Here is a 26,313-nt window from a genome sequence, read left to right as displayed (position 1 = left end):
TTTATTTCTGACGATCGCGCTTCCGGTCATTTTCTCTAACGCCTCCTGACCGAGAATTCAAAAGCACGATCGTCTTTTGGTATGAATGATTTCCTGCAAACAAAATAATTGATGCAAACTTTAAGAAGTTCAAGTTCGCGTGAACTGACCAGTAGCGTTTGATACTCTTAAATCGGACTTAGCGCGTTCTTAAAGTTGGTGTGGGACGAATAGAGCGGGTGTATTTCATAGCTCTTGCATCAAGTCTCACACTGATTTTCAACTTATGGCATTTCAACTCCAGATTCTCCATGCTTCTGACTTTGAAGCTGGAATTCCCGCAATTACCGATTCCGTTAATTTCTCAACTGTAATTAACGCCCTGAAAGATGACTACGCCAACACGTTGATTTTGTCTTCAGGTGACAACTTTATTCCTGGTCCTTTTTTCTCATCAGGCAGTGATCCTGCATTAAGAGCATTACTCGGTCAAGAAGGAGTTGGACGCGCAGACATTGCGATCTTGAACGAACTCGGATTTCAAGCATCGGCACTTGGAAATCATGAATTCGATTTGGGAACCAATACGATCGCAAGTGTCCTCAATGTAAGTGGAGCCTATCCAGGCGCACAATTCCCTTATCTCAGTACAAACCTCAATTTCGCAAATGATGCTTCGTTGAGAGGATTAGTTGTCCCAGATGGACAAGCTCCGCGCCCCAACAGTATCGCCAAAAGTACCGTCATCACGGTTGGAGGTGAAAAAATCGGGATCATTGGCGCAACCACTCCAACTTTGCCCGCAATTTCTTCTCCCGGTGCGGGTGTCGTGGTTACACCTCAACCTTTTGCTGGAAATCCGACTCCAGAACAGTTAGATGCCCTCGCCCAAATCATTCAAGCTGAGGTGAACAATCTCGCGAATACTGGAATCAACAAAATTGTCGTCACGGCGCACATGCAGCAATTGTTCATCGAACGAGAGCTAGCTAAACGCCTGTCAAATGTGGATGTGATCATTGCAGGTGGATCACACACATTACTAGCCGATAGTACCGATCGCTTACGTCCCGGTGATACTACGGCTGGAATTTATCCATTAGTTGAACAATCTCCAACCGGAAGTGTTCTAGTGGTGAACACAGCTGCAAACTACACTTATGTAGGGCGCTTAGTAGCTGAGTTTGATGCTCAAGGTAAGATTGATCTCTCTACGCTCAATCCTTTAATCAATGGAGCTTATGCCACAGATGCAGCCAGTGTGAGTGCTTTGGTTGCGGTAAATCCCGGAACTCCTGATCCTGAGATTGTCGAAATCGCTCAAACCTTGCGCGATCGCGTCATTATTCCAAAAGACAGCAGCATTTTCGGCAGCACCCGTGTCTTTCTCAATGGAACGCGAGAAGATGTCCGAACGCAGGAGACCAACCTAGGCAATCTCACCGCAGATGCAAATCTGTTTGCAGCCCGTCAGACCGATGCAAATGTTGTCCTTTCCCTGAAAAATGGTGGCGGAATTCGTGACAACATTGGCGTTGTCAGTGGAGCAGGGGGAGCCACAGGGGCCGTCGATCGCTTACCGCCGAGTGCAAACGACCTAGCAAACAAAAAATCAGGAGAGATCTCTCAACTCGATATTGAAAATTCCTTACGCTTTAACAATGCTTTGACCCTTGTAACGGTTACTGCGGCTCAGTTAAAAGACTTGATAGAGCATGGTGTTGCTGGCGTTCGCCCAGGAGCGACTCCGGGAGCTTTTCCACAGATTGGAGGATTTCAGTTTAGCTTTGATCCGACTCGCACCGCTCGCACGGCAACGGCTCCAGGCGAAAGAGTCCAATCGCTCTCAATTACTGATGCCAATGGCAACGCGATCGAGGAAGTTGTCCGAGGTGGGCAAATTATTGGCGATCCAACTCGCACCTTCCGCATGGTGACTTTAAGCTTCCTAGTCGGCGCACCCGGAGCAACAACCGGAGGAGATGGCTATCCATTCCCGCAGATTATCGCTGCCAATCCAACACAGGCGAATCGAGTAGACCTGCTCGATCCATCCCGGACTGGCGTTGCCACCTTTGCAGATAATGGAACCGAACAAGATGCGTTTGCAGAATATCTCAAAGCGATTGGCAGCTTCGATGCAGCAGATGTTGACCCTACCAAAGATACTCGCATTCGGAATCTAGCTCTTGTGCCTGATGCGATTGTACCGAAATCTAGCACGCTCACCAAAATTGGCGGATTAGCACTAGCAGGTGGCTCAGAAATTTCTGCTTATGATGCTGAGACCAAGCAATTGTTTGTGATTGGAGGAAGCACGAAGCTCGAAATTGTAGACTTGAGCGATCCGAAAGCTCCAAAGTTGGTTAACTCAATCGAGCTTGCTCCTTTTGGGAGTGGGACAAATAGCGTTGCAGTAAAAGATGGCATCGTTGCAGTTGCAATTGATGGCATTCGCAAAACTGATCCGGGTCAAGTTGTCTTTTTAGATGTTCAAGGTAACATTCAAAGAAGTGTCGCAGTCGGTGCAATTCCTGACATGTTGACATTCACCCCAGATGGTAAAAAGATTCTGGTAGCAAATGAAGGGGAGCCGAATAGCTACAATCAGACGGATTCGATTGATCCCGTTGGCTCGATCAGTATCATCGACATCTCCAATGGCATTGCGAATGTAACTGTAAGTACTGCTGGATTTGAGAGCTTCAATAATCAAAAAGCAGATCTACAAGCAAAAGGCATCCGGATCTATGGACCGAATGCAACAGTTGCACAAGATTTAGAGCCGGAATATATCACTGTTTCAGATGATGGCAAGACGGCATGGGTGACACTTCAGGAAAATAATGCGATCGCAGTTGTGGATATTGCAACTGCGAAAGTGACTGATCTGTTACCGCTAGGTTTGAAGGATCACAGCAAAGGGCTACCCACGCTGAAATCCTACGAGTTTAAGAATCTGCCTGTTTTGGGCAAGACTGCAACGACCAATCCCAACAATCCGGCTCAAACGACACCTGGGCAAGAGATTCTACTAGGTGGCTTCTCTGGGCTGGTGTTTGAAGGAATTGCCGCGAATGGCAATCTGAAATTTGTAACGCACACCGATCGCGGACCCAATGGTGAAGCTGGCGATCTCGGTCGTCCTTTCGCCTTGCCTGATTTTCAGCCTCAACTGATTCGATTTGAACTCAATCAAGCCTCTGGTGAGATTACCTTAACTGATCGAATTGGATTAAGCCGTCCCGATGGTACTCCACTCACAGGCTTACCAAATCTTCAGAATGGGGCTGTCGGCACTGCTTTTACAGATGAAATTCCAGTAGATCTGTTTGGGAATCGCTTGGAAAATGACCCACTGGGAGGCGATTTTGAAGGGCTAGCTATTGCAGCAGATGGCACATTTTGGCTAGTAGATGAATATCGACCTGCGATTTATCATTTCAATCCACAAGGTCGGTTGATTGATCGCTTTATTCCCAAAGGTTCACCCACTGAAAATGCTAGCTTTGGCACACCTGTTTTACCGGAAGTCTATGCACAGCGCCGAAATAATCGCGGATTTGAAGCAGTTGCTTTAGAAGGAAACAAACTTTATGCCTTCATTCAAAGCGCGATCGACAATCCTGATACGGCAAACGATAGTACTTCCCGGAATTCTCGCAACCTGAGAGTCCTAGAGTTTGACATCACAACGAAAGCTGTCACAGGTGAATATCTCTACATTCTGGATGATATTAGCGGCAGTGGAAATGCGAGAACTGACAAGATTGGGGATGCCGTCGCACTGGGAAATGGCAAATTCTTAGTCGTTGAGCGAGACGATCGCAGTGGAACGAATGCGAACAAGTGGCTGTATGAGATTGATCTCAAAGGTGCGACTAACATTAGCACAGTCACCAATGTTGGCGGGAAAACAATTGAGCAATTGACGATCGCAGAACTGAGTGCCGCCAATCTTCGACCTATCACGAAGCGGCTGGTCACAAATGCTGCTGCTCTAGGGTATACAGGCATTGAAAAGCTAGAAGGGCTAGCAAGAATTGATGCGAACACGATCGCGTTAATCAACGACAATGATTTTGGAGTCGGCGGTAGTACTGCAAAAGATGGGGTTCTCTCTGGGACAACCGTTCCTAATACGATCAAATTAGGAATTGTCAGCTTTAATCAAAGCAATGGGCTAGATGCCAGCGATCGCGATAATGCAATTAACATTCGCAATCAACCTGTATTCGGCATGTATCAGCCCGATGCGATCGCCCAATTTACAGTCAATGGTGAAACTTTCATCATTACTGCCAATGAAGGTGATGCCCGTGACTATACAGGCTTTTCTGAAGAAATTCGAGTAGGAAGTAGTAACTATCGCCTTGATCCTAGTGTGTTTCCTAATGCTACTGATCTGAAGCGCGATGCAAATTTGGGACGGTTAACTGTTACGACTGCGACAGGGGATACGAATGGCGATGGCTTCTTCGATCGCATTGAAGTCCTCGGAACTCGTTCGTTCTCGATTCGCGACACGAAGGGCAATCTCGTATTCGATAGTGGCGATCAGTTTGAGCAGATTACAGCTTCTGCTTTTCCTAGCTTCTTTAACTCTGACAATGCAGCAAACAATTTCGACAATCGCAGCGACAACAAAGGACCTGAACCAGAAGCAGTCGTCGTTGGAACGATCAACGATCGTATCTATGCCTTCATCGGTTTAGAACGCATCGGCGGTGTGATGGTGTACGAGGTGACAAATCCGCGTAAACCCGTGTTTGTTGAGTACTTTAATCCGCGTGATTTCAGAGTCAGCCCTACCTCCGGAACAACAGATTCGGGGCCTGAAGGTCTGACTTTTATTGCTGCCAAAGAGAGTCCAAACGGTAAACCTCTCCTCATTGTCACCAATGAGATTAGTAAAACGACTGCTGTCCTAGAATTCAATCCGCCTACTCGAATTAGTGATATTCAAGGAGCAGCACAGCGATCGCTACTCGTCGGTCAAACTGTGAACAATGTTGCAGGGATTGTCACGGTTGTTCGGAACAATGGCTTCTACATTCAAGATCCAACTCCCGATACTAACTCTGCAACCTCTGAAGGCATTTTCATCTTTACCAATACAGCTCCTACTGTGAAAGTGGGCGATGCAGTTCAAGTGAATGGTGTTGTCGGTGAGTTTCGTCCGGGTGGCACAACGAGTACAAACTTAACCACAACTCAAATTGGTGGAGCAGGTAATCCAGCGGCAACCTTTAGAGTGTTGTCGAGCAACAATCCACTGCCTGATGTGACTGTCATTGGAACAGGTGGACGCATCCCACCAAACCAAGTGATTAGTAATGGTGCTGTCAATGGCAATGTCGAAAATCCGGGTTCTGTCTTTAACCCGAATACCAATGGCATTGACTTCTACGAAAGCTTAGAAGGAATGCGAGTGCAAGTGAAAGACGCGGTTGCAGTCAGTCCCACGAACAATTTCGGCGAGATTGCTGTGCTCGCAAACAACGGTGCAAATGCGTCTCCTCGCACCGATCGAGGCGGAATCATCATCCAGCCAAGTGACTTTAATCCAGAGCGGATCATTGTAGATGATGCGATCGTATCTAACCCCCCCCAAGTGAATGTCGGAGATCGCTTCTCTAGCATTACTGGCGTGATCGATTACAGTTTCAACAATTTCAAACTGTTGAACACTGAACCTCTCATTGCCACATCGGGTGGGTTACAACGTGAAACGACATCCTTACAAGGCAGTACGAATCAACTCACTGTGGGAACGTTCAACGTTGAGAATCTCAGTCCAACCAGCGGTGTCGCCCAGTTTGCTGCTTTGGCAGATCAGATTGTCAAAAACTTGAAGTCACCGGACATTCTGAATGTTCAAGAAATTCAAGACAATAACGGCGCACAGAACAATGGTGTCGTTGATGCCAGCGTGACGTATCAACGCTTAATTGATGCGATCGTTGCAGCAGGGGGGACGCGGTATGAATATCGCCAAATCGATCCGGTGAACAATCAAGATGGAGGACAACCGGGAGCAAACATTCGGGTCGGCTTCTTGTTCAATCCAGAGCGCGTCAACTTTGTCGATCGTCCAGGGGGCGGTTCCTTAGTAGACACCACGTTTAACAAAGACGGACTTTCCGCAAGTCCAGGTCGCCTGAGTCCAACCAATCCTGCTTTTCTCGATTCGCGTAAGCCGCTAGTCGGTGAGTTTCGATTCAATGGTGGTCATCAAGTGTTTGTCATTAACAATCACTTCAACTCGAAAGGGGGAGATCAACCGCTATTTGGACAGTTCCAACCGCCAACTTTAACGACTGAACCCCAAAGAATCGAGCAAGCACAAATCGTCAAAGATCTCGTCGATCGCATTCTTCAGCAAAATCCGGATGCGAATGTCATTGTCACAGGCGATCTGAACGACTTCCAGTTTTCTGCACCGTTAGACATTCTGACCGGTGATCAGTCTTTAGTGAATCTGTATGACACGCTCCGTCCAAATCAGCGGTACAACTACAACTTTGAGGGGAATGCTCAGGCGCTCGATCACATCTTGGTCAGCCGCAACCTGTTCATGAACGGCGATGCAAAATTCGATGTAGTTCATATCAACTCCGAATTTGCCAATCAAGTCAGTGATCATGATCCGCTCGTTTCACAATTCACCTTCGCTCAACCCAATGGCAAAGGCGGACAGAAGATTTTTGATATTCAATCTGGCGATCGCACAGTGATTGTCAATTTTGGAGGAGTCGGACGTGGCACCAATCCGAGCGCAAACACAATCTCAGAAGTCGATACCCTCAAATTCACAGGTGCAGAACTCAACGCCAAAAATCTCCAACTCACGCAAAAAGGCACCGACCTTGAGATCTCTTTTACGGCTCCCGATAGCCCGATTGTGACGCTCAAAGACTTCCGTCTAGACACCCTAGACAATTTGCGCCGAGAAACTGGAGCCGCACTCAATATCGGTAATATTCTGTTCAATGCACAGCAGACGATCGCAGACGATTTTGATGTGCTCAATTCGGATGTGGTGCGTGGCAGAGTTTTCAACCGAAATACAGTCACCTTCTTAAATCAACTCGATAACGTCATTGACGGGTTCAATAACTCAGACGATGTTATCAACGGTCTAGACGGCAATGACATCCTCTACGGACTCAGCGGTAACGATACGCTTCGAGGTGGAGATGGTGATGATGTGCTATTTGGAGGATTAGGCAATGATGTTTTAGTCGGCGGCGCAGGTCGCGATACGTTCGTGATTCGCAGACAGGATAGAGCCGATCTGATTCTGGATTTTGAAGTCGGAGTCGATCGCATTGGCTTATCAGGCAACTTGCGATTTGAAGACCTCTCGATCGTTCAAGGGTCTGGCGCGTCGGTCAATCACACCTTAATTCAACTGACACGCAGCCAAGAAGTTCTCACAACGCTAGTTGGAGTGCAATCGAACACCTTACTCCAGTCGAGCTTCACGATCGTCTAAACCGTTCATCTAACCAAAAAACGGATGTTGCGTTTTTTTGCAACATCCGTTTTTTGGCGTTTTAGAGTTGTATCTCTACCCAGAATGCACAAAATTTATGAAATTCAAGTGATGGAAAAGACACAAAATGTGTAGTATCTTGATAAAGCTTATAAATGTCACTCTATCTTGATAAACTACGGCTAAAAAATTGACATGTCTATCTGATCGAGTGTATTACTTCTACACAACATAGATTCCTCTTCATCTAGCTATGGCAAGTTTAGTTTTGATTAAATTCATTGCGATCGCGACACTCGGCTATTTTCTCTTCCTCAGCCTCTTAGCCGGAACATTAGATAACCCACTCACCTTTGTCGATGCAGGACTACTCTGGTTAGTTGGGAAGAAACTTTAAACGATAAAAACGTCTGATCTTCCCAGAAGATCAGACGTTCAGAAACGTAACGGTTTTCTTTAGAAACGTAACGGGTCTCTTACGATCGAGGCATGGGACCTTTGACGGGTTGTTGAGTTACCTGCATCGCTCTCGTCAACTGAGCCATTGCTTGTTCCAATGATAGTCCTGCATCTTGAGCAACCCAAGTCCCGTCCTGCATTTGTTGACGAAACTCGAAGTGCAAGTGAGGACCAGTTGAATTTCCAGTGCTGCCGACTCGTCCAATCACCGTTCCCTGCTTGACGATATCCCCAGGTTTCACGAACACTTCTGATAAGTGAGCATATAGGGTTTGTTGGGAGCCGTTCGTATGCTCCAGTGCAACGGATGCACCATATCCACCCAACCAATCAGAGAAAATGACTCGACCTGTCAAAGCTGCCAAAACAGGCGTTCCCATCGGCGCACCAATATCAGTTCCGGTATGGAGACGCTGATTGCCGGTAATTGGGTGAACCCGCCAGCCGAATACCGAGGTAATCACTGCCGGAACGGAAAGCGGGAAGAGCAGACGCACATCGCCATTTCCAGGCATACCCAGAGGACGCACCGTACGGTTGAAATAATTTTGGACAAACGAAGGCGGCACCACTGAAGGCGGTGTCCAAGTTGCGCTAGGTGCGGTACTTGCTGCTTCTACTGAGACTGCGGTTTCAGGATCTGCCTGATTAAAGGTCGGGCGAATGACTCCAGAAATCGCTTTTGAGACAGTGTTACCAATGCCTGTAGGTTTTGCAGGAGCGGTTGTGACCTTATTTGTGGTCGGATTTCGCTGCTCAATGACGATTTCATCGGGAGCTTGATAGCTAGGAGCGGGACTCGCAGCAGGTTGAGGCTGAACCAACGGAGACTCTGAAACGGGAGAAGACTCGGGAATCTCAATCTCAGCCGGAGGTGTAGGTTCGGCTGCAGCTTCCGGAACAGCCGGACTTGGAGTTGAAGTAGTCGTCAGAGCGGCTGCACTTGCAGGAGCGGGAGGCGTTGGCTCGGTCGCTGTAGATGTAGATGATGGTGCAACGACGATCGGGGAAGGAGAAATAATGGGAGCAGCTTGTGCTAGGGTCATGCTGCTACTAAAGACACCCAAACTACCGAGACATCCAAGCCGTCTGAGTAATCGCTTTTGGCTCCGGTCGGGGTGGGTCGGGGTGGGTCGTTGCGTCATACTGTACTGTCCTCTTTCAGCTTTGCTCGTGTTCACTCGTCGGTAATGACTCTGACTAAGTTCCGCTCGATAACTACTTGGGAATTCTTTACATTAGTTAACTATAATCTCCAGTCATATAGTACTGGGTTTTGAGTACAAATCCGGATTTAGGGAATTAGTTTTATCGAAATCTCACAAATGATCTCGCAGTCTTTCGTAGAACAATTCGCTTGCCATGATGCCAGCTTTTTCAGGATTTGAACTGCTTTGTTAACGATTGATTTACCGCTGTGTGACCTGAGTAAAACTGCGGAAGTTTCAAGAGAATGAACAGTCGTATTTCTCTGCGAGTTTGCACCAGATAATTTACGAAATCTTCATTCTTGTGGGCAAAGAACTGCCTGTCATCGCAATAAACCGTTACGATAACGAAGAGAAATTTCGTGGATGCCCTTATGCATAATTGGCACTGGCAAACTTGGAACGAATTGCCTTATTTAACCTGTAGTCTACTTCAGCCTTGGCAGCATGGCTTTTTTACGCAACAGTGTGCGCCACGAATGCCAGAAGAATTGATTGAGGCGTTAGACCCGGCTTCCGAGGTATATCGGGTCAAACAGGTTCACGGCAATACGGTCTTATCCCCGTCAGAGTTGGAGTATCCAGGAAATTTAGAACAGTTATCTGATGCAGATGGCATGATTACCGAGCGATCGCAGCAAGCGGTTTGGGCGTGTAGTGCCGATTGTACGCCTGCCTTAATTGCGGATGCGAAGACAGGAAATGTGGCTGCCGTGCATTCGGGTTGGCGAGGCACATCGTTAAAGATTGTGCCGATGGCGATCGCGAAATTACAAGCCCAAGGAACGCAACTTGAGGATGTCCGAATTGCATTAGGTCCAGCGATTTCGGGTGAAGTTTATCAAGTCTCACATCAAGTTGCATTAGAAGTGGCAGCTTCGATCCGAGCAGAACCCGAGTTGGAGAAATTACTCAGCCTGCCCAGTTCGCCAATTTTGCCAGATTCGACTCCCGGACGCGCTCGTTTAGATGTGCGCCGGGTGATTGCAATTCAACTTGAACAGATGGGAATTGCGCCTGAGCAAATCGCGATCGCACCCCACTGTACTTATCAAGATTCAAAAAACTTTTTTTCATATCGCCGTGAGAAGCTGAAAAAAGTTCAATGGTCAGGAATTGTAAGCGGCTCATTTTGACTTAGGCTAGAAAGCTAGGCTTCATCTCAAAGCTAACGCTCGTTCTTTTCACAACTCAAGCTCCGACCTTCAGCAGTTCGGTGTTCATTGATGCAAACTTACGCAGCTTGTGATGACGATCGTTCAATACACTCAACCGTCCTCCGTGCGGATAAGTGGTGGTCGCGTTCCACCGCGAAGGCATCATCAATACCAAATCTCGCTGCACCTCCCGCCAGTACACATGCGGGAATCGCATATAATCATATCCGCAACGACGAAAAACCCGTTCAATCCGAGCATATCGAGTCATTGACCATTCCCGTAGAATCTGCCAAGACGGATGTAAATCTGGCGACAAAATAAACGGATATGCTCGACGGCGCAGCGTGGGCAAATACTCATAAATCAAGAATTCCATCATTGCTCGGTAGCCTGGATTCTCCTGCGCCCGTAATTCCAAAATCTCAGATCGACTGATCCCAAATCGATCTAGCAGCTCGGTTGGCAAATAGCAAATGCCTTGCTCGGCATCTTCGCGCAGATCGCGAAGAATGTTGTAAAACTGGTCAACCGTACCGAATGCTCCAACAATCTGCCAAGTGGTAGTTGACAAGAATGGTAAAACCTGAAAGAATGAAGCAGCTAGCGCACGCATCATAACTTCAAACTCTTCCATTGTCTCAAAAACCATATCTTTTTGAGTATACCGATCGAGGGCTAAAAGATAGCGCTCCCAAGCTTTTAGAGATAGGTGAGAAGTTGGGTCACAGTTGTTGAACCACAGGTTGCACATCGATTCAAATAGCACACGATGCGTCCCCGCAGGCTGCACTCTGCCTGTTGCACTTAGCCAACGCCAAGATGCGCAAAAGTCTTGGAAATGACCAGAATTCCCTTCAATCATTTCGCTTTCAGCCAGTCGATCAGCGATCCGAATCCAGCGAATCCTCTCTAGCCAAACCGCTCGGACTTCCGGTTCGAGTTCCATCACCCAGGCGGCATTGTCCTCATCTTTCAGGGCATCATCCGCGATCGCGCGGTAATGAGACGAACCCACTAACTCAGCAACATACTTGTTCATATCAACAGGTGAATTTCAGTCTTGCCACGGCACTCAAAATTAGAATTCCCAGATTTTGATAGGATGAACGCATGTGTGTTTGAGATCACAGCTAATCCGGTAAAGCTGTGGCACTGCATTCATCTCAGAACGACAAAAAATAGAGCTAAATTTCTGCGGTTACCATTAGGCAACACGTTGGAAAATGGTACTGCAGTTAGCACTGCGAGGATAGTTTATTTCCTCGCGGATTGTTGAGAGCAATGTTCGGAATATAACATGCTGATTAAGTAACATTACGACTAATAAATATATTTACGTGTAATTACGGGAACTCAGTATTTACGGTTACGAATTCTAAAGCAGCACAATTTGTGAGAAAAGCCACGTTTTTATATAGGATTTGAAAGAGGTTGCGCTCATCGTACTTACGATTTATAAAACCTGCTAAATTTCATTGTTCTCACTGCGAAGGATAGGGATTGCCCATGTCACTCTTTGATTGGTTTGCAAATCGGCGCAAGTCCGACTCGAAAATTCCTCAAGGTCAAGAGCGTGAAATCGCCGATGGACTTTGGAAAAAGTGCGAAATGTGCAGTGTTTTGACTTACACCAAAGATTTGAGAGCAAATCAAATGGTGTGCCTGGAGTGCGGTCATCATATGCGCGTCTACAGTCCAGAGCGGATTCGGCAGTTGATTGATCCCGATACTTGGGTCGCGATCGATGAGCATATCCTGCCCACTGATCCCTTAAAATTCCGCGCTCGTAAGTCTTACAGCGACTATCTCCGCGATACTCAAGAAAAAACCAAACTCACCGAAGCCGTACAAACCGGAATCGGTCAGCTTGATGGCTGCCAGGTTGCTTTAGGAGTGATGGACTTTCGCTTTATCGGCGGCAGTATGGGTTCGGTCGTCGGTGAAAAAATTACTCGGCTCATCGAGCGTGCCACTCAACAAAGGCTTCCCGTTGTGATTGTCTGTGCATCAGGCGGTGCAAGAATGCAGGAAGGGCTGCTGAGTCTGATGCAAATGGCAAAAATTTCAGGCGCATTGCAACGCCATCGCGAAAGTCGGTTACTCTACATCCCGGTTTTGACGCATCCAACCACAGGCGGTGTCACTGCAAGTTTTGCCATGCTCGGTGATATCATTCTTGCCGAACCGAAAGCGATGATTGCGTTTGCAGGGCGGCGTGTGATTGAGCAAAACCTGCGGCAAAAACTACCCGATGATTTCCAAACGGCAGAATATTTGCTCAATCACGGCTTTGTCGATGCGATCGTGCCGCGCACCCAACTGAAAAAAACCTTAGCGCAACTGATTCGGCTACATCAGCCAACCATTGCCAGCGCTCATGGGGTACAAATTCCTGGCATCAAAACTTTCACACCCACCGCAGAATAGCGTGAATCCAAGATTGGTGAAACCTTGGGTACATCAGCATGATATTGGTATTAGAGAGGTCTATTCTCATCATCAGCAAAGCCGATCGCTCGATTTGCCGATGCCTTCATCCGTTGGGGTGAGGCTGCCATTATCGTCTGCTGTTTTGTTGTGTTGTGTTGTGAAGCCCGATTACTGAGCCACATTTTAAGGAGAACCATGCTTAAAAGATTTCTTTGGCTTGCTGTAGCCACCGTCTTTTTTGCCTTTCAGGTATGTACCCAGTCTGCCCAGGCATCTGAGTTGGATGCGGCGACCCGCACAGTGGCAAAAGATGCCAATGGTGGGACAGTCACGCTTTCGCTCAAGCAAGTGAAAGAAGGCAAACGTTTGTTTCAATATGCTTGCGCCCAGTGCCATGTCGGTGGCGTGACCAAAACGGATCCGAACGTTGGACTTGACCCCGAAGCGCTGTCTTTGGCAACGCCTGCGCGCAATAATATTGATGCGCTGGTCGATTACATGAAAGTGCCGACGAGTTATGACGGAGCAACTGACATTTCTGAAGTGCATCCGAGCCTCAAGAGCAAGGATACCTTCCCTGAAATGCGTAACTTGACCGAACAAGATTTAGTTGCGATCGCAGGTCATATCCTGCTGCAACCGAAAGTTGTCGGTGACAAGTGGGGCGGCGGTAAGATCTATTACTAAACCACGTTGAATTGCAATTTTTTGGGGACTGACCTCGCCTATGTTGATACATGCTTTGCTTCAAAATCGCTGGCTCCGTGGCTTGGTGATCTTCTGCTCGGCTTGTATGGTGCTAGTTGGGGTCAGTTTTCCTGTTGAGGCAGCGGTTGATCCCTACGTTAGACAGTATTTACAGGTTAGCGATCCGGTTCCGGTATTGATGAACGATCGAGGCGAAACACGATTGTTTTCAGCCGAGGACATGATCGCAGGAAAAAAATTATTTGAATTGCACTGTGCCTCTTGCCATGTGGGCGGTTCGACACTGCCGAATCCAGAAGTGTCGTTGTCCCTAGAGACGTTGAGACACGCGACTCCGCCACGTGACACCGTTGAACAACTCGTTAAATTTATGCGTCAGCCCATGAGCTATGACGGTAGCGAAGAAAACCTCCTCTGCCGAGAGGTTCCAGACTCATGGCTATCTGAGGCTGAAGTTGAGAACTTATCAGGATTTATTCTCAGAGCGGCGGACAAAGCAAAAGGATGGGGAACGACGAATTTCTAGCGGTTTTCAGAATCTAATTTTTTTATCTATTACAGCATGTCAAACTGAGTACGACAGGCTGTAAAATAAGCAAATAGTCTAGAGAACAATGTCGTTCGAGAATTTACTATGAAATCGATCGCTTCCGCTATTCGGGGTCTGTCCCTGGTATTCTGTGCAGTCCTATTGATTGCAGGTAGTCTCTTCATTTCTGCTGCTCCTGCTTCAGCAGATACCGTAAAAGTGATTATGGGTGGCAAGAAGGGTCTAGTATTTGAACCCGCAGTTGTCAATGTGAAGGCAGGGGACACGATTCAGTTTGAAGTGGGTCAGTTGCCGCCTCATAACGTTGTGTTTGACAAGGTTCCGGGTGCAGATGCTGCCTTAGCTGCTAGCCTTTCTCACAAAGCCCTAGAAGGTGCGAAGAAGACTTTTGACATCACGATCCCGGCTGATGCTCCTAAAGGGGAATACAGCTATTTCTGCTTGCCTCACCGGGGCGCAGGCATGGTCGGTAAAGTGGTTGTGCAATAGTTTCGGTTCTTCTCGGTTTTGAAGCCTAATCCCCTTCTAGAATAGGGTGAGGTTCGCGGCACAGGATTGAGAAGAATGAGCACAAATCCGCTTAAATGTTGGTCAAAAATTGCGATCGCACTCATCAGTTGTGCGATCGCAATTTTTGTGGGGATTTCTCCAGTCTTGGCTGAAGTTCCGAGCGGAGAACAGTTGTTTAATTCCAATTGTTCAGCCTGTCATATTGGCGGAAATAACGTGATCATTTCGCACAAGACGCTGCGAAAAGAGGCACTGGAAAAGTATGCAATGAATTCGTTGGAGGCGATTCGATATCAGGTCGTCAACGGCAAGAATGCCATGCCCGCATTCGGAGGGCGACTGAATGAAGAGGAAATTGACGCGATCGCGACTTATGTTCTGGGTCAGGCTGAGTTGGATTGGTCTACCAAAGTGGAAGTGAGCACATCGCAGGAAGTTTCAGAACGTAAATCGTGAGTGCGATCGCGCGAATATTTTTGTCAATTTCGCTCCATTTACGATCGCGACAGCCGCTCTCTCACCCATCCCATTGCTTGTTCCCAAGGGCTAACCGCAGCAGAACCAGTGCAAAGATTTTGATACGGCTTGCCATTGAGATTGTGCTTGAGATAGTCATTGAGCCATTCACAGCCATGCTGTTGCAAGTCGTTGATATCCAAGTTCCAGAGGATACCTTCTCCATCAGACGTGACTGAGGCAAGTAAGAGTTGATTGTGATCTGGGCTAAAACTGACGCTATTCACTTGCTCACGATGCCCTTTGAGGGTTCTCAGTTCTTGTCCTTCTAGATTCCAAAGCTTCACCGTCTTGTCTGCACTTCCGGTCGCGATCGTCTTGCCATCTGGGCTAAAACTGACGCTATTCACTTGCTCACGATGCCCTTTGAGGGTTCTCAGTTCTTGTCCTTCTAGATTCCAGAGTTTTATCGTATTGTCCTCACTGCCCGTCGCGATCTTTTTGCCATCCGGACTAAAACTCAGACTGGTAACCCGCTCAAGATGCGCCTTGAAGGTGTTTAGTTCTTGTCCTTCTAGATTCCACAGCTTCACTGTGCCGTCTAAAAGACCCGTTGCGATTGACCTACCATCGGGACTGAAACTTACAGCTAAAGAGATGCTATGCGCTTTGAGGGTTTTCAGTTCTTTGCCTTCTAAGTTCCAGAGCTTTACCGTTTCGTCGCCACTTCCGGTCGCGATCGTCTTGCCATCGGGACTGAAATTTACACTTGAAACAAAAGCGCGATGTCCTTTAAGGATTCTGAGTTCTTTGCCTTCTGAGTTCCAAAGCTTCACTGTGAAATCCCCATCTTCTGCCGCGATCGTCTTGCCATCGGGGCTGAAGTGGATACTCTGAACAACCAGACTACGCCCGTTGAGTTTTTTGAGTTCTTTGCCATCTAAGTTCCAGAGCTTCGCGGTGTACGGCTCACCTGCTGTCGCGATCGTCTTGCCATCCGGACTAAAACTCGCAGTAGTACTGCCGTAGCCTTTGAGTTTTTTCAGTTCCTTGCCTTCTAAGTTCCAAAGCTTGACCGTGTTATCCCAGCTTCCTGTGGCAAGGGTCTTGCCATCCGGGCTAAAACTCACACTTTCGACAGACTCAAGATGCCCGTTGAGGGTTTTCAATTCCTTCCCTTCGAGGTTCCAGAGCTTCACCGTGTCGTCCCAGCTTCCCGTTGCGATCGTCTTGCCATCGGGACTGAAACTGACACTTGTAATATAACCGCTGTGACCTTTGAGGGTTTTCAGTTCTTTGCCTTCTAAGTTCCAGAGCTTTGCTGTGTAGTCTTCACTCCCTGTTGCGATCGTCTTGCCATCGGGACTAAAATTCACACTTTTCACAGCACTACGATGCCCTTTGAGAGTCTTCAGTTCTTTACCCTCTAAATTCCACAGCTTTGCTGTTGTATCCCCGCTTCCAGTCACGATCGTTTTGCCGTCGGGACTGAAACTCACACTTGCAACAAAAACATCATGCCCTTTCAGCGTTTTCAGTTCTTTGCCCTCTAAATTCCAGAGCTTTGCTGTCCTATCTCCACTTCCGGTCACAATCGTTTTGCCATCTGGACTGAAACTCACACATAAGATATGGCTGCCATGTCCTTTGAGAGTTTTCAGTTCTTTACCTTCTAGATTCCAGAGCTTGATAGTCGCGTCCTCACTTCCAGTCGCAATCGTCTTACCATCCGGACTGAAACTCACGCTTCTAACTACATCGCGATGCCCTTTGAGAGTTTTCAGTTCTTCGCCCTTGAGATTCCAGAGTTTCACCGTGTTGTCCCAACTTCCGGTTGCAATGGTCTTGCCATCCGGACTGAAACTGACACTCTCGATCGTATTGCCATGCCCTTCTAACCGATTTTGTTCATGAACACTGTAAACAATCTGTCGCAACGCAGAAACAACCCGCATCGCTGTTTCTGGCTCGACTTCTTGGGTTGCACTCTTAAGTTTCTGTCCTGCTTTTAAGCCTTCAACCAATGCCTCAATGCCCAAATTAGACTCCAACAGATTGATCGCTGTGAGGCTTTGTGCGTTTAGCTCAGCATTGATTCCTCGTCGTTCTGCGACCTGTCGCTGCTGAACTGCAACCGCCGCTGCTCCAAATGCCAAGAATGCGAACATGCCCACTCCTGCCATAAAGACTTGTTGCCGTCTTGCCTCTGCTTGTTGCCGTTGGATTTCTGCTGCTCGCGATGCACTAATGTATTCTCCCTGTAATTGGGTTGGTTGCGGTTGCTTACTTGCTCCTTTGACTAGCCAAGCCTCTGCTGTCTGTAAATCAACCCCACGCAGCAAAAAGCTCTCATTTCGCGTCTGCTGATTCCACTCGATCGCTTTTTCCAATAGTCGCGTATGTCCCTTCACATACTCCAGATCCATATCGATCGATCGCACTAATTCTCCAAACATTTCAACAAATCGATCGGCATCGCAAAAGAACAGCCAGTTCAATTTTCCGAGAGCTTCATGCACCTGTTGCGCTTCGACTGGTTGATACACGATCGGAATCAATCGCTTGTTGTGCTTGACCGCATGGTTAATCTCATCCCGACAAACCGCAGATTCCACAGAGTTTGGACTCAGCACAAAAACAAACGTGTTCGTGCCTTCAATTCCGCGTTGAATCGCCTGCCACCAATCTTCTGTCCACTCGATCGCGTGCCAATCGACCCAGGTTTCGCACCCTTGCTCTTTTAGCGTTTGATACAAATGTTCCACAAACGCTTTATCTTTGCGGGAGTAAGAAATAAAGACATCACTCATAACTGGGGCTTTTTTCTAATCATCAGAACACAAGCCCCCTAAATTGATCCTCGTAGAACTACCAGATTCCCCAGAAGAGCAGAGCAGAAGAAATCGCCTCTATTCCTCCAACTTGCACGCTCTGACACATCAATCAGCAGTGCGATGTCATGCAAAGACAAGCATCAATCAATTTTGAGTAGACAAGAGATCGTACAGGAGCGAGATCGCTGCATTATCCAATCCGCCTTTTCCTTGAGCAATCAATGCATCCATCAGCATCGTGACCTGACTACTGCCTAGTAAAGGAACACCTAGTTCGCGCCCAGTTTGCAGCACAATATTCATGTCCTTGCGATGCAAATCGAGTTTGAATCCAGGTTGAAAGCTATTCTCTAAGATCCGCTTGCCGTGAACTTCTAACACACGACTCTGGGCAAATCCGCCCAGTAAAGCATCTCGAACTTTCGCCGGATCAACCCCTGATTTTTTCGCAAGCGTCAGCGCTTCTGCAACCGCTTGCACCGTCATCGCTACGACAATTTGATTACAGGCTTTGGTAATTTGTCCGGCTCCTGAATCACCCACGTGAACGATATTTTTGCCCATCGCTTGTAAGACGGGTAAAGCTCGATCGAATGCCGATGCCTCTCCACCAACCATGATCGACAATGTTCCTTGCTGTGCCCCAATATCGCCTCCTGAAACTGGCGCATCTAAGGCTTGAATTCCACGCGCTTGCAGTTCGGCATAAATCTTTTTTGAGGTTGCAGCCGCGATCGTAGACATATCGATGAATAACATCCCGGATCGCAACCCTTTGAGCAGTCCTTGCACCACGGCTTCCACATCAGGCGAATCTGGCAGACAGGTGATCACGATGTCAGATTGTTCTGCAACTTGTTGGAGTGAAGTCGCAGGATTTGCACCCGCTTGAGCCAGTTCGTCGATCGCGGCTTGCGATCGATTAAAGACTGTGACCGCATACCCTGCTTTCAACAGATTCCGCACCATTGGCTTTCCCATGATGCCAAGCCCAATAAATCCGAGGCGTTCCATAGTTGCTAAGACTCGTGATGTACACCGAGCATCTTATCGTCTTGCTTGGAACCCTTGCAGGAATTCGATCACTTCACTTTGGCTAGGCAGCACAAATGAGATCGGTTGATTGAGAAATGGAAGTTCTGCTTCAGGACTGTACTGAATCCGACGCTTGCCGAATAGAGGATTCTCGTAGATGGCAAGCGATCGCTGAGCAGAATTCGAGAGCATTAATCTCGTTGGGGCTTGGAAAAAGCGAATTTTTTGAATCGCCGTTGGAATTGCTTGCACTAACTTTGAGCGGTCAATTTTTTGAATCGAATCGCTCAAAACTGTCACCAGCACCTGAAATGCCTGGATTCCAATCGAATCATCAATCTCTTGAAGTGGAACCGATTTGAGCAGGTGTAATAAATTACTCTGCGCGACTTTGGCATCCGTAAAAGGCAGAATCGCAATAAATGCTGTAGAAAACAGATCCTCATCCCGATCAAGCGCAAATCGTAGAATCGTGCGCCGTTTATGTACTTCGATTTGAGGAGGGACAATCGCGTTCTTCTGGCGTGCGAGTTGTTGATACGCCACTGCCAAAGCACAATGCGCATCTGAACTTAAGCGATCGTCAATCACAAGTTCAACGATCGGCGGAGACTCATGAAAATATTCGCTGAGATTCTCACTGATAAATTGATAAATCTGACTCTGATCGCCATTCTGGCTGAGATCAATCCAGCGACAGGTTGCACCTGCGGTTTTCACGCCGAACGGAGACACCGCATAGAGTTTTGCGCCTGTGAGATTGGAACCACTCAAATCAGCACCTGCCCAATCTACATGAGCGAGATTCGATCGCGATAAATCAACATGCACTAAAGTTGCATCAAGCAGGATGGCATGACTGAGATCCGCTCCCGTTAAGTTTGCGCCGCTTAATTTCGCGCCTGTCAAATCTGCCCATCGTAAATTTGCGCCGCTGAGATCTGCCCAACGTAAGTTTGCACCTCGCAGGTTTGCGCCTTGAAGATTGGCACGATTTAACGTAGCTTGCCGCAGTTCTGCCCAACGCAGATCCGCACCCGATAAGTCGGTGCTACTGAGTTCGCTATTGGTCAAATTTGCGCCTTGTAGCGTTGCGGAGATTAAATTGGCATAGCGAAGATCAGCACGGCTCAGATTTGCCGCATTTAAGTTACTACCTCGCAATTTCGCATCGCGTAAATCGGCGTAGCTCAAATTCGCCGATCGTAAGTCTCCCGCGCTAAAGTCTGCACGAGTTAATTCTGCATGGCTTAAGTCTGCGTGTTGAAGATTTGCATGACTAAAATCGGAGAGGGTAAGCTTGGCTCCGTGAAATTTAGCGTACTCACAGCTTGAATTGCTGAAATCTGAATTGGTCAGCTTCGCTGCATTAAAATTTGCCTGAGCGAACGTCGATCGACTTAAATTTACTCCGGGTAGATTGACTCCGCTCAAGTTCAGCCCCGAAAATTCCCGCTGATCGGCAGCATATTGTTCTAGAAGTTCCTCAACGTTCATACAGGTCTGTCAATCCTCGTATCGCAAAGTTGAAATTTTCGGAGTAAATTCAGCGCTAACATGCCCACTTGTAGCGCAGAATTACCTGTAACAGGTTGGAGAAATTGGAGATGAAAGTTGGGATTGTCGGTTTGGGGTTGATTGGCGGATCGCTCGGTTTGGATTTGCGATCGCAAGGGCATACCGTGTTGGGGGTGAGTCGCAAAGCACGCACATGCGAATTGGCAATCGCTCGGGGAGCCGTAGACGAAGCCGATTCGGATTTGGCACTGATGGCGGATGTGGATGCGATTTTTGTATGTACCCCGATTGTGCATATTTTGACAACTGTTCAACAATTGATCCCGCATATTTCTCTAGACACCGTTGTAACCGATGTTGGCTCAGTTAAAGCATCGATCGTCAAAGATTTGTCTCCAATCTGGAAAAATTTTGTGGGCGGACATCCTATGGCAGGAACCGCTGAGAGTGGAATTGAGGCCGCGTTGCACGGATTATTTGCAGGCAATCCTTACGTGCTAACTCCCACGGATGTCACACCTAAATCGGCTGTAGAACGAATTGAAACACTGTTACGTCCGCTACAGGTCAAGCTGTTTCATTGCCAGCCGGAGGAGCATGATCGCGCAGTGGCATGGATCTCACATTTGCCAGTCATGACCAGTGCAAGTCTGATTTCAGCTTGTTTGAGCGAATCGGATCAAGCAGTGTTGAATTTAGCCAAAATGTTAGCGAGTTCAGGATTTCGAGATACGAGCCGCGTCGGAGGTGGAAATCCCGAATTAGGCGTAATGATGGCTCGGTTTAATAAAAGCGAGGTATTGCGATCGCTCTCAGTTTATCGAGACCGATTAGATCAAATCACTCAATTGATTGAGCAAGAGAAATGGGAAGAGTTGCAGGCTGAACTTGAGAAAACGCAAGCCGCGCGATCGGATTTTCTGTAAGGTGAGTTCCGGTCAACATTTGAGAAAGCAGTTTATAAAGTCTGTCTACTCACATTGCTACGCCTGTGAATGGAAACTCAAAAGCCCTTTTGCAGGTGCCACGATAGACAGGCTTTTGCGATCGCCTAGAATTAAAGGCAAGCGTTAGGAAGAAAAGAATGGTTCAAGCTTCCCTAAAATCTATCTCACTTGAGGAATTCCTGCTCCTTCCAGAAACCAAGCCTGCCAGCGAATACATTGATGGCGAAATCATTCAGAAATTCATGCCTAAAGTTAAGCACAGCACTCTTCAAGGAGAGCTTGTTCCAGCCATTAATGCCAAACTCAAACCTCAGAAGCTTGGTTGGGCATTTCCAGAATTGCGCTGTACTTTTGCAGGACGCTCTATTGTGCCAGATATTGCAGTCTTTACCTGGAATCGCATTTCATTTGATGAAGCAGGAAACATCAGCGATGATTTTGTCTCTGTTCCAGACTGGATCATTGAAATTCTCTCACCTGAGCAGAGCGCAACCACGCTGACGAAGAAAGTCTTGCGATGTCTTGCAAATGGATGCCAGATGGGCTGGTTAATCGATCCAGATGATTTCTCAGTCTTTATTTATCAACCTAAACAAGAACCTCATTACTTCGATCTCGACGCTCCAGAAGATTTCTTACCTGTTCCCGCGTTTGCTCATGACTTTCAACTGAGCGTTGGAACATTGTTTAACTGGTTAAAAGGAGAAACACCATAAGGCAATGCCGATTGAGGAAGGCGATTAGGAACGAGAGTGATAGAACCCTGTGAAGTTTTCGCCAATACAGACAAAGTATGTGGACAAACTCGGAGAAGCCATAATCTATAGGAATTACCACACGATCGCTAAGTCGAGAACAAATCCCGGTAGGACATCTTCACCAAAAAGTTGAGAAGGGTTGTCTAACACTTCAACAGGTTGACCCAAACGATAAATCTCAACTCTTCGAGTCTTGCGATTGATTAGCCAGCCAAGCTTTACCCCGTTTTCTAGGTACTCATGAAGTTTAGCTTGAGTTGCTTCGAGTGCGTCTGTTGGTGACATCAATTCGAGAACAAAATCTGGCGCAATGGGAGGAAAAATTTCCTTCTGTTGCGGAGTGAGAGTATCCCAACGATCTTGAGCAATCCAGGCAACATCGGGAGAACGATTTGCACCATTTGGGAGCTTGAAGCAAGTCGAAGAATCAAAGCAAACTCCTAACTTAGCTTGACGATTCCAGATCCCGAATTCTGTCCCAATTTCAAAATTTCGGTTGCCAGTTTCTCCACCTGTTGGAGACATAACTGTGATTTTCCCGTCTGTGTTGCGTTCAAATTTGAGATCAGGATTTGCGCGACACAGTTGATAGAACTGCTCGTCGGTTAAGTCGATAATCGGTTTCAGATCAAGGGTTGATAAAATCATTTGCCCTATTCATTCGATTTACAGGCATTTTAGCTCGGCTTTCTCTACTTCTGTGATTGAGCATAAGCCGCATAAACCGCTTTGACGTTATACCAGTTCAAGAAAATTCGAGCGACTTGTTCAGCTAGCTGGGGTTTGCCTTGTTGAATCAGAGATCGCATTACAGGAGTCAGTGTTTTCTCATTCAACAATCCCCCGATCGACAAAACGCCCCATAAGACGCGATGAATCCAAGTCATCTGAATCATCATCTTCACATCAAAGGTCGGATGCTTTTGATAAAACACAACTCCCATTCGTCCGCGTTGAAATTCCACATCAATTAATCGCGGAATTTGATCCAGCGAAAAAGCAGGATGCCAGTGATATCCAACCGCTTCGGGACATTTGATCAACTTCAACCTTAAATTTTTTAAGCGCACTCCAAGTTCTAAATCTTCCCAACCGTATTGTTTAAATCCGGTATCAAAAAGTCCTGCTTCAATTAACCAATGACGCGCGATCGCCACATTTCCCGTCGCAAAGTAAGCCGCAGAAAAGTCCGTCAATTTATACGGTTCAGACGTTGGATCATCAAAATTTGCCGTATTGATCACGCGACCATAGGTAAATAGGCGATCATGTCCAAGTTCTTTTTGCCCTTGAATCAGTGTTTCAACATGGGATTGAAGAAACACATCTGTGACTACTAAATCGCTGTCAATAAAGACGATCGTGTCTCCTTTCGCCTGCTCCACTCCATAATTTCTAGCACCCGCTGCACCCCCGTGATTTTGGCAGAACAATCTGACATGAGGAAATTCTGCCGCATGAGACTGCAACCACTCAACTGTGCCGTCGGTTGAACCATCATCGACGACGACAATTTCGTAATCCGCAAAGGTCTGACGTTCCATTGCTCTCAGACACTTTTCTAGAATCGGTTTACGGTTGTACGTGGGAATGACAACACTCAAAAACACAAAGCACTCTCCTCGGTGGCACGTTCTTAGTATCCTCGATCGTGGTTCAAGCCGGAATGTTGCCGGGTCTGAGAAATTCTTAAATAGAAACTCCCCACTCCCCACTCCCCACCCCAGAGAAAAAAAGACTTAAGTCCAGAATTCTACGCAACTCCTGTCATGCGATACAGAATTTTGCCCGCATAATTGTAAACTTGATCGTCTTACATTAGAGAGATGCAAACCATGGGTCGTGCAAAGAAAGTTGTGCTGGCTTATTCCGGAGGAGTCGATACATCCGTTTGTATTCCATACCTCAAGCAAGAATGGGGCGTGGAAGAGGTGATCACGCTAGCAGCAGATTTGGGTCAGGGCGATGAGTTAGAGCCAATTCGAGAGAAAGCCCTGAGTTCGGGGGCTTCGGTTTCTCTCGTCGCAGATGCCAAAGTCAGCTTTATCAAAGATTACGCTTTTCCAGCAATTCAAGCGAATGCCTTGTACGAGAATCGCTATCCCCTTTCGACGGCTTTGGCACGTCCTCTGATTGCAAAATTGTTGGTCGATGCTGCCGCAGAATATGGAGCTGATGCAGTTGCACACGGTTGCACTGGAAAAGGCAATGACCAGGTGCGGTTTGATGTCGCGATCGCAGCGCTCAACCCTGACTTGAAAGTGCTGGCTCCGGCGCGCGAATGGGGCATGAGCCGGGAAGAAACGATCGCATACGGTGAAAAATTCGGCATTCCGTCGCCTGTGAAAAAATCCTCGCCGTACAGTATTGATCGTAATTTACTCGGTCGCAGTATTGAAGCAGGTCCGCTCGAAGATCCTTGGACAGAACCCTTGGAAGAAATCTATGCGATGACGAAAGCGATCGCCGACACGCCCGACGAGCCAGACTACGTTGAAATCGGGTTTGACAAAGGAATTCCCGTAAGCTTAGACGGTCGAGTCTTGAATCCGATTGATCTTGTGACAGAACTCAATGAGCGAGTCGGCAATCACGGAGTCGGTCGGATTGATATGGTCGAAAATCGACTGGTGGGCATCAAATCTCGCGAGATTTATGAAACTCCGGCATTGCTCGTTTTGATTCAAGCGCACCGGGATTTGGAAAGTCTGACGCTGACCGCAGATGTGACTCACTACAAGCGTGGAATTGAAGAGACTTACTCTCAAATGATTTACAACGGCTTGTGGTACAGCCCATTGAAAAGTGCGTTAGATGCCTTTGTGCAGAAGACACAGGAAGTGGTCAGTGGCACCGTGCGCGTGAAATTGTTCAAGGGCAATTCGACGATCGTCGGTCGCAAGTCAGAACTGTCGCTTTACACCCCCGATCTAGCAACCTATGGCGCAGAAGATCAATTCGATCACAAAGCGGCTGAGGGCTTTATCTACGTTTGGGGCTTACCAACTCGCGTCTGGTCACAAATGCACCGCAAGTAAGCTTGCAAATACCTGATTGAGAAAGATTCGGTTCGACTTCACTCAAGATGCTAGGTCACCGAGTTGTGCAGATTGAGCGGAGTCGAAACCGATATAAAACAAGCGAATGGGGGAATAGGGAGAACTCGATTCAGATTGCTCCCCATTTCCCTATTTCCCTATCAAATCTATCTTTTAGCTAGTGTTCGATCTTCTATATCACAACTGGAGACAGAGAGGAAACTCTGATAATTTTCTTAACTTAGAGTTGTGATGAACCCACATTGATCGAGTGATCGGAGCACAACCTATGCTAGCGAATGATGTTCGATTAGAGCGCCTGAGTACTGAGGAACTGAAGCAAGAAATTTTATCGTTAACGAAAGATAGAGATGGCGCTCCTTTGAAAGAAAAGGTGTTGTTTCATAAGGACGTACTCGCCCCCTATTTTGAACAACTTCAGCAACGCAATCCCTACCCTATCGTTGCCGATCAAATTCCGATCGTACTCGGAGTGTGGACACCGATCTGGTCAACGATTCCATTTCATGATGCGTTACCCGGTCGGGAGCATGATAAGTCGTATCAAATCTTTCACGATAATGGCTACTATGCCAACATTGCACGCTACGCACCTGGGCATCGCGTGGGCTGGCTGAATAAGCTTTCTAGTTTTCTCGCAGCCTATGATCTGATGGTGATGCAGAAATTTGAGATTCGCGACGGGCAATGGTTTATTCAAAATGTCGCGATCGATCAAGCAGTCAGACGGCGAATTTTCCCATTGACGATCGAACGAGCAGAAGCCTGGTTTGATGAAGTCTTAGACAAACGCATCGAAGAATTCAACACAAAAACAGAATTGCCGAAAGAACTGAAGCTAGAAAATCTCGATCGCAATACAGTGAAGAAGTTTGAGAAGACCTATCTGGCGACGCCAAAGTTCGAGCATCTCTATGTCGATCATGACTTGCGGATTGTGAAAACCCAGCGCGAAGCAAAACAAAGACCGTCTTACACAATTGCAATTCGTCGAAAATAGTAGCCCAGGCAATCAAGTCAACTCTGAAAAGGCTCCGCTCAACCCTTAGTGATTCTGGATTTAGGGGTTGAGCGCTTGCTCTGAGGTTGTCGTAGAGGAATTAGAACCCAACTCTTATCACTGGACTGCTTTTACTTTGCTCTCTCAATTCAAACAACTAGATTTCGGGTTTGCACTTCTCGTAGTATCAAACTGCAGAGTCAG

At 47.3% G+C, this 26,313-nt stretch carries 20 protein-coding genes; 13 read left to right on the top strand and 7 right to left on the bottom strand.

Annotated features, from left to right (window positions below; all coding sequences use genetic code 11):
* Positions 1–265 precede the first annotated feature (265 nt).
* Positions 266–7,477 (top strand): choice-of-anchor I family protein, encoded by a 7,212-nt coding sequence (locus LEPBO_RS44075; RefSeq protein WP_017290717.1) that lies wholly within the window; start codon positions 266–268, stop codon positions 7,475–7,477.
* 253 nt (positions 7,478–7,730) lie between these two features.
* Positions 7,731–7,874 (top strand): hypothetical protein, encoded by a 144-nt coding sequence (locus tag LEPBO_RS43040; RefSeq protein ID WP_017290716.1) that lies wholly within the window; start codon positions 7,731–7,733, stop codon positions 7,872–7,874.
* Positions 7,875–7,953: 79 nt separating this feature from the next.
* Here the strand turns inward: LEPBO_RS43040 and LEPBO_RS44585 are convergent, their stop codons facing one another.
* Positions 7,954–9,081 carry a M23 family metallopeptidase gene (locus LEPBO_RS44585; protein ID WP_081614771.1) on the bottom strand — a complete coding sequence of 376 codons (1,128 nt, stop codon included), beginning with the start codon at positions 9,079–9,081 and terminating at the stop codon, positions 7,954–7,956.
* A 437-nt stretch (positions 9,082–9,518) separates the two neighbouring features.
* Between LEPBO_RS44585 and pgeF the strand changes: the two genes are divergently transcribed.
* Positions 9,519–10,280, top strand: a complete 762-nt coding sequence (gene pgeF / locus LEPBO_RS0126990) for a peptidoglycan editing factor PgeF (RefSeq protein ID WP_017290714.1) — start codon at positions 9,519–9,521, stop codon at positions 10,278–10,280.
* Positions 10,281–10,335: 55 nt separating this feature from the next.
* Here pgeF and LEPBO_RS0126985 read toward each other — a convergent pair whose 3' ends face one another.
* The gene (locus tag LEPBO_RS0126985; protein ID WP_017290713.1) at positions 10,336–11,343 is read right to left on the bottom strand and encodes a squalene/phytoene synthase family protein; all 1,008 of its coding nucleotides are present in this window, start codon (positions 11,341–11,343) and stop codon (positions 10,336–10,338) included.
* A gap of 467 nt (positions 11,344–11,810) precedes the next feature.
* Here LEPBO_RS0126985 and accD point away from each other — a divergent pair, with 467 nt between their 5' ends.
* The 6 genes from accD (at position 11,811) to petJ (ending at position 14,958) form a co-directional block, all read left to right on the top strand.
* Positions 11,811–12,731, top strand: a complete 921-nt coding sequence (gene accD / locus LEPBO_RS0126980; RefSeq protein WP_017290712.1) for an acetyl-CoA carboxylase, carboxyltransferase subunit beta — start codon at positions 11,811–11,813, stop codon at positions 12,729–12,731.
* 1 nt (position 12,732) lies between these two features.
* Positions 12,733–12,909, top strand: a complete 177-nt coding sequence (locus LEPBO_RS43035; RefSeq protein WP_154660840.1) for a hypothetical protein — start codon at positions 12,733–12,735, stop codon at positions 12,907–12,909.
* A gap of 20 nt (positions 12,910–12,929) precedes the next feature.
* Positions 12,930–13,421 carry a photosystem II cytochrome c-550 gene (psbV, locus tag LEPBO_RS0126970; protein WP_017290710.1) on the top strand — a complete coding sequence of 164 codons (492 nt, stop codon included), beginning with the start codon at positions 12,930–12,932 and terminating at the stop codon, positions 13,419–13,421.
* Positions 13,422–13,461: 40 nt separating this feature from the next.
* Entirely contained in the window at positions 13,462–13,968 is a 507-nt protein-coding gene (gene psbV2 / locus LEPBO_RS0126965) for a photosystem II cytochrome PsbV2 (protein WP_017290709.1), read from the top strand.
* Positions 13,969–14,076: 108 nt separating this feature from the next.
* Complete coding sequence (gene petE / locus LEPBO_RS0126960; RefSeq protein WP_017290708.1) at positions 14,077–14,481, top strand: plastocyanin; 405 nt, start codon at positions 14,077–14,079, stop codon at positions 14,479–14,481.
* A gap of 75 nt (positions 14,482–14,556) precedes the next feature.
* Entirely contained in the window at positions 14,557–14,958 is a 402-nt protein-coding gene (gene petJ / locus LEPBO_RS38430) for a cytochrome c6 PetJ (protein ID WP_017290707.1), read from the top strand.
* 38 nt (positions 14,959–14,996) lie between these two features.
* Here petJ and LEPBO_RS38425 read toward each other — a convergent pair whose 3' ends face one another.
* The 3 genes from LEPBO_RS38425 to LEPBO_RS0126940 all read right to left on the bottom strand — a co-directional run bounded on the left by LEPBO_RS38425 (position 14,997) and on the right by LEPBO_RS0126940 (position 20,324).
* Entirely contained in the window at positions 14,997–17,768 is a 2,772-nt protein-coding gene (locus tag LEPBO_RS38425; protein ID WP_017290706.1) for a WD40 domain-containing protein, read from the bottom strand.
* A gap of 168 nt (positions 17,769–17,936) precedes the next feature.
* Positions 17,937–18,806, bottom strand: a complete 870-nt coding sequence (locus LEPBO_RS0126945) for a 2-hydroxy-3-oxopropionate reductase (RefSeq protein ID WP_017290705.1) — start codon at positions 18,804–18,806, stop codon at positions 17,937–17,939.
* A gap of 33 nt (positions 18,807–18,839) precedes the next feature.
* Positions 18,840–20,324 carry a pentapeptide repeat-containing protein gene (locus tag LEPBO_RS0126940; protein ID WP_017290704.1) on the bottom strand — a complete coding sequence of 495 codons (1,485 nt, stop codon included), beginning with the start codon at positions 20,322–20,324 and terminating at the stop codon, positions 18,840–18,842.
* Positions 20,325–20,434: 110 nt separating this feature from the next.
* On the opposite strand from LEPBO_RS0126940, the gene LEPBO_RS0126935 reads away from it, so the two are divergent.
* Together LEPBO_RS0126935 and LEPBO_RS0126930 are read left to right on the top strand one after the other, a co-directional pair.
* Complete coding sequence (locus tag LEPBO_RS0126935) at positions 20,435–21,271, top strand: prephenate/arogenate dehydrogenase (RefSeq protein WP_017290703.1); 837 nt, start codon at positions 20,435–20,437, stop codon at positions 21,269–21,271.
* A gap of 158 nt (positions 21,272–21,429) precedes the next feature.
* Positions 21,430–22,008 (top strand): Uma2 family endonuclease, encoded by a 579-nt coding sequence (locus tag LEPBO_RS0126930; protein WP_017290702.1) that lies wholly within the window; start codon positions 21,430–21,432, stop codon positions 22,006–22,008.
* Positions 22,009–22,122: 114 nt separating this feature from the next.
* On the opposite strand, the gene LEPBO_RS0126925 is transcribed toward LEPBO_RS0126930, so the two are convergent.
* Complete coding sequence (locus LEPBO_RS0126925) at positions 22,123–22,698, bottom strand: Uma2 family endonuclease (protein ID WP_017290701.1); 576 nt, start codon at positions 22,696–22,698, stop codon at positions 22,123–22,125.
* Between the two features lie 44 nt (positions 22,699–22,742).
* The gene (locus LEPBO_RS0126920; protein WP_026148957.1) at positions 22,743–23,660 is read right to left on the bottom strand and encodes a glycosyltransferase family 2 protein; all 918 of its coding nucleotides are present in this window, start codon (positions 23,658–23,660) and stop codon (positions 22,743–22,745) included.
* 225 nt (positions 23,661–23,885) lie between these two features.
* Here LEPBO_RS0126920 and LEPBO_RS0126915 point away from each other — a divergent pair, with 225 nt between their 5' ends.
* A complete protein-coding gene (locus LEPBO_RS0126915; RefSeq protein ID WP_017290699.1) occupies positions 23,886–25,088 on the top strand; it encodes an argininosuccinate synthase in 1,203 nt (400 codons plus the stop codon).
* Positions 25,089–25,377: 289 nt separating this feature from the next.
* Complete coding sequence (locus LEPBO_RS0126910; protein ID WP_017290698.1) at positions 25,378–26,109, top strand: hypothetical protein; 732 nt, start codon at positions 25,378–25,380, stop codon at positions 26,107–26,109.
* Positions 26,110–26,313 lie beyond the last annotated feature (204 nt).

This window comes from Leptolyngbya boryana PCC 6306 (genome assembly GCF_000353285.1).
Lineage (GTDB): Bacteria > Cyanobacteriota > Cyanobacteriia > Leptolyngbyales > Leptolyngbyaceae > Leptolyngbya > Leptolyngbya boryana.
This window is presented reverse-complemented; position numbering and strand designations above follow the sequence as displayed.

Bases quoted from the DNA above. Each gene is read 5' to 3' on its own strand.
- LEPBO_RS44075 (WP_017290717.1), top strand. From the start codon at position 266: ATGGCATTTCAACTCCAGATTCTCCATGCTTCTGACTTTGAAGCTGGA.
- LEPBO_RS43040 (WP_017290716.1), top strand. From the start codon at position 7,731: ATGGCAAGTTTAGTTTTGATTAAATTCATTGCGATCGCGACACTCGGC.
- LEPBO_RS44585 (WP_081614771.1), bottom strand. From the start codon at position 9,081: ATGACGCAACGACCCACCCCGACCCACCCCGACCGGAGCCAAAAGCGA.
- pgeF (WP_017290714.1), top strand. From the start codon at position 9,519: ATGCATAATTGGCACTGGCAAACTTGGAACGAATTGCCTTATTTAACC.
- LEPBO_RS0126985 (WP_017290713.1), bottom strand. From the start codon at position 11,343: ATGAACAAGTATGTTGCTGAGTTAGTGGGTTCGTCTCATTACCGCGCG.
- accD (WP_017290712.1), top strand. From the start codon at position 11,811: ATGTCACTCTTTGATTGGTTTGCAAATCGGCGCAAGTCCGACTCGAAA.
- psbV (WP_017290710.1), top strand. From the start codon at position 12,930: ATGCTTAAAAGATTTCTTTGGCTTGCTGTAGCCACCGTCTTTTTTGCC.
- psbV2 (WP_017290709.1), top strand. From the start codon at position 13,462: ATGTTGATACATGCTTTGCTTCAAAATCGCTGGCTCCGTGGCTTGGTG.
- petE (WP_017290708.1), top strand. From the start codon at position 14,077: ATGAAATCGATCGCTTCCGCTATTCGGGGTCTGTCCCTGGTATTCTGT.
- petJ (WP_017290707.1), top strand. From the start codon at position 14,557: ATGAGCACAAATCCGCTTAAATGTTGGTCAAAAATTGCGATCGCACTC.
- LEPBO_RS38425 (WP_017290706.1), bottom strand. From the start codon at position 17,768: ATGAGTGATGTCTTTATTTCTTACTCCCGCAAAGATAAAGCGTTTGTG.
- LEPBO_RS0126945 (WP_017290705.1), bottom strand. From the start codon at position 18,806: ATGGAACGCCTCGGATTTATTGGGCTTGGCATCATGGGAAAGCCAATG.
- LEPBO_RS0126940 (WP_017290704.1), bottom strand. From the start codon at position 20,324: ATGAACGTTGAGGAACTTCTAGAACAATATGCTGCCGATCAGCGGGAA.
- LEPBO_RS0126935 (WP_017290703.1), top strand. From the start codon at position 20,435: ATGAAAGTTGGGATTGTCGGTTTGGGGTTGATTGGCGGATCGCTCGGT.
- LEPBO_RS0126930 (WP_017290702.1), top strand. From the start codon at position 21,430: ATGGTTCAAGCTTCCCTAAAATCTATCTCACTTGAGGAATTCCTGCTC.
- LEPBO_RS0126925 (WP_017290701.1), bottom strand. From the start codon at position 22,698: ATGATTTTATCAACCCTTGATCTGAAACCGATTATCGACTTAACCGAC.
- LEPBO_RS0126915 (WP_017290699.1), top strand. From the start codon at position 23,886: ATGGGTCGTGCAAAGAAAGTTGTGCTGGCTTATTCCGGAGGAGTCGAT.
- LEPBO_RS0126910 (WP_017290698.1), top strand. From the start codon at position 25,378: ATGCTAGCGAATGATGTTCGATTAGAGCGCCTGAGTACTGAGGAACTG.